The organism is Actinomycetospora sp., assembly GCF_055612215.1.
On sequence record NZ_JBVPVA010000528.1, the window covers coordinates 1 to 6616 of the forward strand.

Below are 6616 nucleotides of genomic sequence, written 5' to 3' on the forward strand. Positions count from 1 at the left end.
CCGCCGCCCGCCGACCCCCGGACGTCCACCGGGACCACGCAGTTCCACCGCGATCCGCACCGGTGCTCGGCCGTCCGGCCGAGGGTCGACGCGGACCCACCACCACTTCGTCGACGACGGGAGGGGCACGTGGCCACCACCGCCACCGGCACCAGCAGCACCGGTCCGCAGGCCCAGGGCCTCTACGACCCCGCGTACGAGCACGACGCCTGCGGTGTCTCGTTCGTCGCCGACATCGCGGGCCGCCGCGGGCACGACATCGTCGCCAAGGGCCTCACCGCCTTAATCAACCTCGAGCACCGCGGGGCCCGCGGGGCCGAGCCGGAGACCGGCGACGGCGCCGGCATCCTCATCCAGCTCCCGGACGACCTGTTCCGCCCGCTGCTCGCCGAGCAGGGCGTGGAGCTCCCCCCGGTCGGGCGCTACGCCGCGGGGGTGGCGTTCCTGCCCACCGACGACGACGGGGACGCCGAGGCCCGCGCGATCGTCGAGCGCCTCGCCGACGAGGAGGGCCTCGAGCTCCTCACCTGGCGCGAGCTGCCGACCGACCCCGACGGGGCGGGCATCGGCCCCACGGCGCGCGAGGTCATGCCGCGCTTCGCCCAGCTCTTCGTCGGCCTGCCCGACCACGTCAGGACCGTCGTCGACACCCCGAACAGCGGCGACGACGACGCAGGCATCGTGCTCACCCTCGAGCGGCGGGCCTTCGCGCTGCGCAAGCGCGTGGAGCACGAGACCCGCGCGGCCGGGTGCACGGCCTACTTCCCCTCGCTGTCCGGCCGCACGATCGTCTACAAGGGCATGCTCGCCGAGGGCCAGCTCGCGCCCTTCTACGCCGACCTGCGCGACGCGCGCACCACCAGCTCGCTCGCGCTGGTGCACAGCCGGTTCTCGACGAACACGTTCCCGGCCTGGGACCTCGCGCACCCCTACCGCTACCTGGCCCACAACGGCGAGATCAACACCCTGCGGGGCAACCGCAACTGGATGCGGGCGCGCGAGTCGATGCTCTCCACCGGCGCCTTCACCGAGCGCGACCTCGACCGCATCTTCCCGATCGTCACGCCCGACGCCAGCGACTCGGCGAGCTTCGACGAGGTGCTCGAGCTGCTGCACCTGGCCGGGCGGTCACTGCCGCACGCGGTGCTGATGATGATCCCGGAGGCGTGGGAGAACCACACCGAGATGGACGCGGCCCGCCGCGCGTTCTACCGCTACCACTCGACGATCATGGAGGCCTGGGACGGCCCGGCCCTCGCCGCGTTCACCGACGGCTCGGTGATCGGCGCGGTGCTCGACCGCAACGGCCTGCGCCCGGCGCGGTACTGGGTCACCGAGGACGGCCTGGTCGTGCTCGGGTCCGAGGTCGGCGTCCTCGAGATCGACCCCGCCGCGGTCGTGCGCAAGGGCCGGCTCGAGCCCGGCCGCATGTTCCTCGTCGACACCGTGGGCCGCCGCATCGTCGACGACGACGAGATCAAGGGCGCCCTCGCCGCCGAGCACCCCTACGAGGAGTGGCTGCACGCCGGGATGATCGACCTGCCCGACCTGCCCTCGCGCGACCGCGTGCCGTTCGACCGCGACGTCCTCGTGCGCCGCCAGCAGACCTTCGGCTACACCGGCGAGGAGCTGACGCTGCTGCTGCGCCCGATGGCCACCGGCGCGGGCGAGGCCACCGGCTCGATGGGCAACGACGCGCCGCTCGCGGCCTTCTCCGCGCGCAGCCGGTCGCTGTTCGACTACTTCATCCAGCTCTTCGCGCAGGTCACGAACCCGCCCCTGGACGCCTACCGCGAGGAGCTCGTCACCTCGCTGCAGGTCTCGCTGGGCTCGGAGACCAACCTGCTCGAGGTCTCGCCGGCCTCGTGCCGCCGGGTCGTGCTGCCGCTGCCGGTCATCGACGACGACGAGCTCGCCCAGATCGTCGGCATCAACGACGACGGCGACCTGCCCGGGTTCGCCCCGCACGTCGTCTCCGGGCTCTTCCGGGTGTCCGGCGGCGGGGAGGCGCTCGCGGCGCGGCTGACCGAGATCCGCGAGGAGGTCTCCGCGGCGGTCGCCGACGGCGCCCGGATCATCGTGCTCACGGACCGCCACTCCGACGCGGAGTTCGCGCCGATCCCGACGCTGCTGCTCACCGGCGCGGTGCACCAGCACCTGGTGCGGGAGAAGACGCGGACCCGGACCGACATCGTCGTCGAGGCCGGCGACGTCCGCGAGACCCACCACGTGGCGCTGCTGCTCGGCTACGGCGCCTCCGCGGTGAACCCCTACCTCGCGCTCGACTCCGTCGCCGACCTCATCGACCGCGGCGTCATCACCGGCGTGGGCGTGCCCACCGCCACCCGCAACGTCGTCGAGGCGCTGGCCAAGGGCGTGCGCAAGGTGATGAGCAAGATGGGGGTCTCGACGGTCGCGTCGTACATCGGTGCGCAGATCTTCGAGGCCATCGGGCTGGGCGAGGAGGTCGTCGCCGACTGCTTCGCCGGCACCACCTCGCGCCTGGGCGGCGTCGGCTACGACGTCCTCGCCGAGGAGGTCGCGATCCGCCACCGGCTGGCCTGGCCGGCGGACGGGGTGCGCGCCAACCACCGCGAGCTCGCCGTGGGCGGCGAGTACCAGTGGCGCCGCGAGGGCGAGCTGCACGTGTTCAACCCGCACACCGTGTTCAAGCTGCAGCACTCCACGCGCACCCAGAACTACGACGTCTTCAAGGAGTACACCCGCGCCGTCGACGAGCAGAGCTCGGCGCTGCTGACGCTGCGCGGGTTGTTCGACTTCGACCACGACCGCGAGCCGGTGCCGATCGACGAGGTGGAGCCGGTCTCCGAGATCGTCAAGCGGTTCAACACCGGCGCGATCTCCTACGGCTCGATCTCCCAGGAGATGCACGAGGTCCTCGCGATCGCGATGAACCGCCTCGGCGGGCGCTCCAACACCGGCGAGGGCGGCGAGGACCCGGACCGCTTCACCCGCGACGCCAACGGCGACTCGCGCCGCTCGGCGGTCAAGCAGGTCGCGTCCGGGCGCTTCGGGGTGACCAGCGAGTACCTGGTCAACGCCGACGACATCCAGATCAAGATCGCGCAGGGCGCCAAGCCCGGCGAGGGCGGGCAGCTGCCCGGCCACAAGGTCTACCCCTGGATCGCGAAGACCCGGTTCTCGACGCCGGGCGTGGGCCTGATCAGCCCGCCGCCGCACCACGACATCTACTCGATCGAGGACATCGCCCAGCTCATCCACGACCTCAAGAACGCGAACCCGGCGGCGCGGATCCACGTCAAGCTGGTCTCGCAGGTCGGGGTCGGGACGGTGGCCGCGGGCGTGTCGAAGGCGAAGGCCGACGTCGTGCTGATCTCCGGCCACGACGGCGGCACGGGCGCCTCACCGCTGTCGTCGATCAAGCACGCGGGCGGGCCGTGGGAGCTCGGCCTCGCCGAGACCCAGCAGACGCTGCTGCTCAACGGGCTGCGCGACCGCATCGTCGTGCAGACCGACGGCCAGCTGAAGACCGGCCGCGACGTGATGATCGCCGCGCTGCTCGGGGCCGAGGAGTACGGCTTCGCGACCGCCCCGCTGGTGGTCAGCGGCTGCATCATGATGCGGGTCTGCCACCTCGACACCTGTCCGGTCGGCGTCGCGACGCAGAGCCCCGTGCTGCGGGCGAAGTTCAACGGCAAGGCCGAGTACGTCGTGGCGTTCATGGAGTTCGTCGCCCAGGAGGTGCGCGAGCACCTCGCGGCGCTCGGGTTCCGCTCGCTGGCCGAGGCCATCGGGCACACCGAGGTCCTCGACACCCGGGCCGCCGAGTCGCACTGGAAGGCCGAGGGCCTCGACCTGTCGTCGATCCTGCACCGCCCCGAGCTCTCGGGGGCCTTCGCCGAGCAGACGCTGTACCGGTCGAAGCCGCAGGACCACGGCCTCGAGAAGGCGCTGGACCACACGCTGATCCAGCTCGCCGAAGGTGCCATCGCCGACGGGTCGCCGGTGCACCTGGAGCTGCCGGTGCGCAACGTCAACCGCACCGTCGGGACCATGCTCGGCTCCGAGGTGACCAAGCGCTGGGGTGGGAAGGGCCTGCCCGACGACACCATCGACGTCACCTTCACCGGGTCCGGGGGCCAGTCCTTCGGCGCCTTCCTGCCCCGCGGCGTCACGCTGCGGCTGGTCGGCGACACCAACGACTACTGCGGCAAGGGGCTGTCCGGCGGGCGGATCACGGTGCGCCCGCACCCCGAGGCGCCGCTCACCGCGGAGGAGAACATCGTCGCGGGCAACGTCATCGCCTACGGCGCCACCGCCGGCGAGATCTACCTGCGGGGCAAGGTCGGCGAGCGGTTCTGCGTCCGGAACTCCGGGGCGCACGCGGTCGTCGAGGGCGTCGGCGACCACGGCTGCGAGTACATGACCGGCGGCCGCGCGGTGATCCTCGGCGGCATCGGCCGGAACTTCGCGGCCGGCATGTCCGGCGGGGTCGCGTACGTGCTCGACCTCGCCGAGAACCGCGTGAACCACCAGATGGTCGAGCTCGAGGTGCCGAGCGTCTCCGATCTCGACGAACTGCGCGGCCTCGTGGAGAAGCACTACGCCGCCACCGACTCCGCCGTGGCCCACCGGCTGCTCACCGACTGGGAGTCCGCCTCGATGCGGTTCACCAAGGTGATGCCGGTGGACTTCAAGCGGGTCCTGGAAGCCACCGCCGACGCCGAGCGCGACGGGCGGGACGTGAACGACGCGATCATGGAGGCCGCTCGTGGCTGACCCCCGGGGTTTCCTCTCGACCGGCCGCGAGCTGCCCCGCCGGCGGCCCGTGGACCTGCGCCTGCGTGACTGGCACGAGGTCTACGAGGAGCTCAACGAGACCACGCTCAAGAAGCAGGCCGGGCGCTGCATGGACTGCGGCATCCCGTTCTGCCACCAGGGCTGCCCGCTCGGGAACATGATCCCGGAGTGGAACGACCTGGTGTGGCGCGACGACTGGTCGGAGGCCATCGAGCGCCTGCACGCCACCAACAACTTCCCGGAGTTCACCGGGACGCTGTGCCCCGCCCCGTGCGAGGCGGCATGCGTGCTGGGCATCAACAACGACCCGGTGACGATCAAGCAGGTCGAGATCGAGATCATCGACCGCGCGTGGGAGGAGGGCTGGGTCCGCCCGCAGCCCGCCGAGACGCGGACCGGGCACCGCGTCGCGGTCATCGGGTCCGGGCCCTCGGGGCTCGCGGCCGCCCAGCAGCTCACCCGCGCCGGCCACGACGTCACGGTGTACGAGCGCGCCGACCGCATCGGCGGCCTGCTCCGCTACGGCATCCCCGAGTTCAAGATGGAGAAGCGCCGCCTCGACCGCCGGCTCGAGCAGATGGCGGCCGAGGGCACGCACTTCGTCGCCGGGGTCGAGGTGGGCGGGACGGGCCCGCACGACGTCTCCGTCGAGGACCTGCGGTCGCGCTTCGACGCGGTCGTCCTCGCCGTCGGGGCCACCGCCTGGCGCGACCTGCCGATCCCGGGCCGCGAGCTCTCCGGCGTCCACCAGGCGATGGAGTACCTGCCGCCGTCGAACCGGGTGCAGCAGGGCGACTACTCCCGCTCCGACATCGACGCCGAGGGCAAGCACGTCGTCGTGATCGGCGGCGGCGACACCGGCGCGGACTGCGTCGGGACCGCCCACCGCCAGGGCGCCGCGTCGGTCACCCAGCTCGAGATCATGCCGATCCCGCCGTCGGAGCGGCCCGCGACGAACCCGTGGCCGACCTACCCGGCGATCTACCGCGTCTCCTCGGCCCACGAGGAGGGCGGCGAGCGGCTGTTCTCGGTCAACACCGAGGAGTTCCTCGACGACGGGCACGGCGGGCTGCGGGCGCTGAAGCTGGTGGACGTGCAGCGCGTCGGCGGGAAGTTCGAGCCGGTGGAGGACTCCGAGCGCGAGCTCGAGGCCGACCTGGTCTTCCTCGCGATGGGCTTCCTCGGACCGCAGCGCGACGGCCTGCTCGACGCACTGGGCGTGGAGTACGACGACCGCGGCAACGTGCGCCGCGACGCGTCCTACGAGACGACGGTGCCGGGCGTGTTCGTGGCCGGCGACGCGGGCCGCGGGCAGTCGCTCATCGTCTGGGCGATCGCCGAGGGCCGGTCCGCCGCGGCGGGGGTCGACGAGAAGCTGACCGGCCGCGACGTCCTGCCGCGGCCGATCAATCCGGGGGACCGCGCCTTCGCCTGACGGCGCGTGCGTGCGTTTCCGTGCCCCCCGCCGCCCCGCTGCTGCCCCCCCGTTGATCAACAGCACGCCACGCAGGTTTGATCATGGTCGGACCGGCGTGGTGTGCCCCTCGGGTCGGGGCGGGTCGGAGCGTGCGCCTGGCCCGCCCTAGCTGGTTGATCATCAGCACACCAGGCGAGTCGATCACGGTCTGACCTGCCCAGCGTGCTGTTGATCAGCTGCAGGCCGGGGTCCGGGGACGAGCGCGGCTGCGCCGAGCGCCACGGTGACCGTGCATCCGCCACCGCCGTGGCCCATTCCGTCGCGGTGTCCGGTCGATCGGCGCCGAGCCCCAAACCGCGGCCCCGGTGCGTCTCGTCATGCGGCTCTCGCGGTCCGTGGCTCGGCGGAACGGGCACC

The 6616-nt window shown here is 72.4% G+C and carries 2 protein-coding genes; both read left to right on the forward strand.

The window, feature by feature from the left end:
* Nucleotides 1-129: 129 nt before the first annotated feature.
* A complete protein-coding gene (gene gltB / locus AC0CYZ_RS14710; RefSeq protein WP_472216562.1) occupies nucleotides 130-4761 on the forward strand; it encodes a glutamate synthase large subunit in 4632 nt (1543 codons plus the stop codon).
* Entirely contained in the window at nucleotides 4754-6217 is a 1464-nt protein-coding gene (locus AC0CYZ_RS14715; RefSeq protein ID WP_472216564.1) for a glutamate synthase subunit beta, read from the forward strand. The genes gltB and AC0CYZ_RS14715 overlap by 8 nt, the downstream gene beginning before the upstream one ends.
* Nucleotides 6218-6616 lie beyond the last annotated feature (399 nt).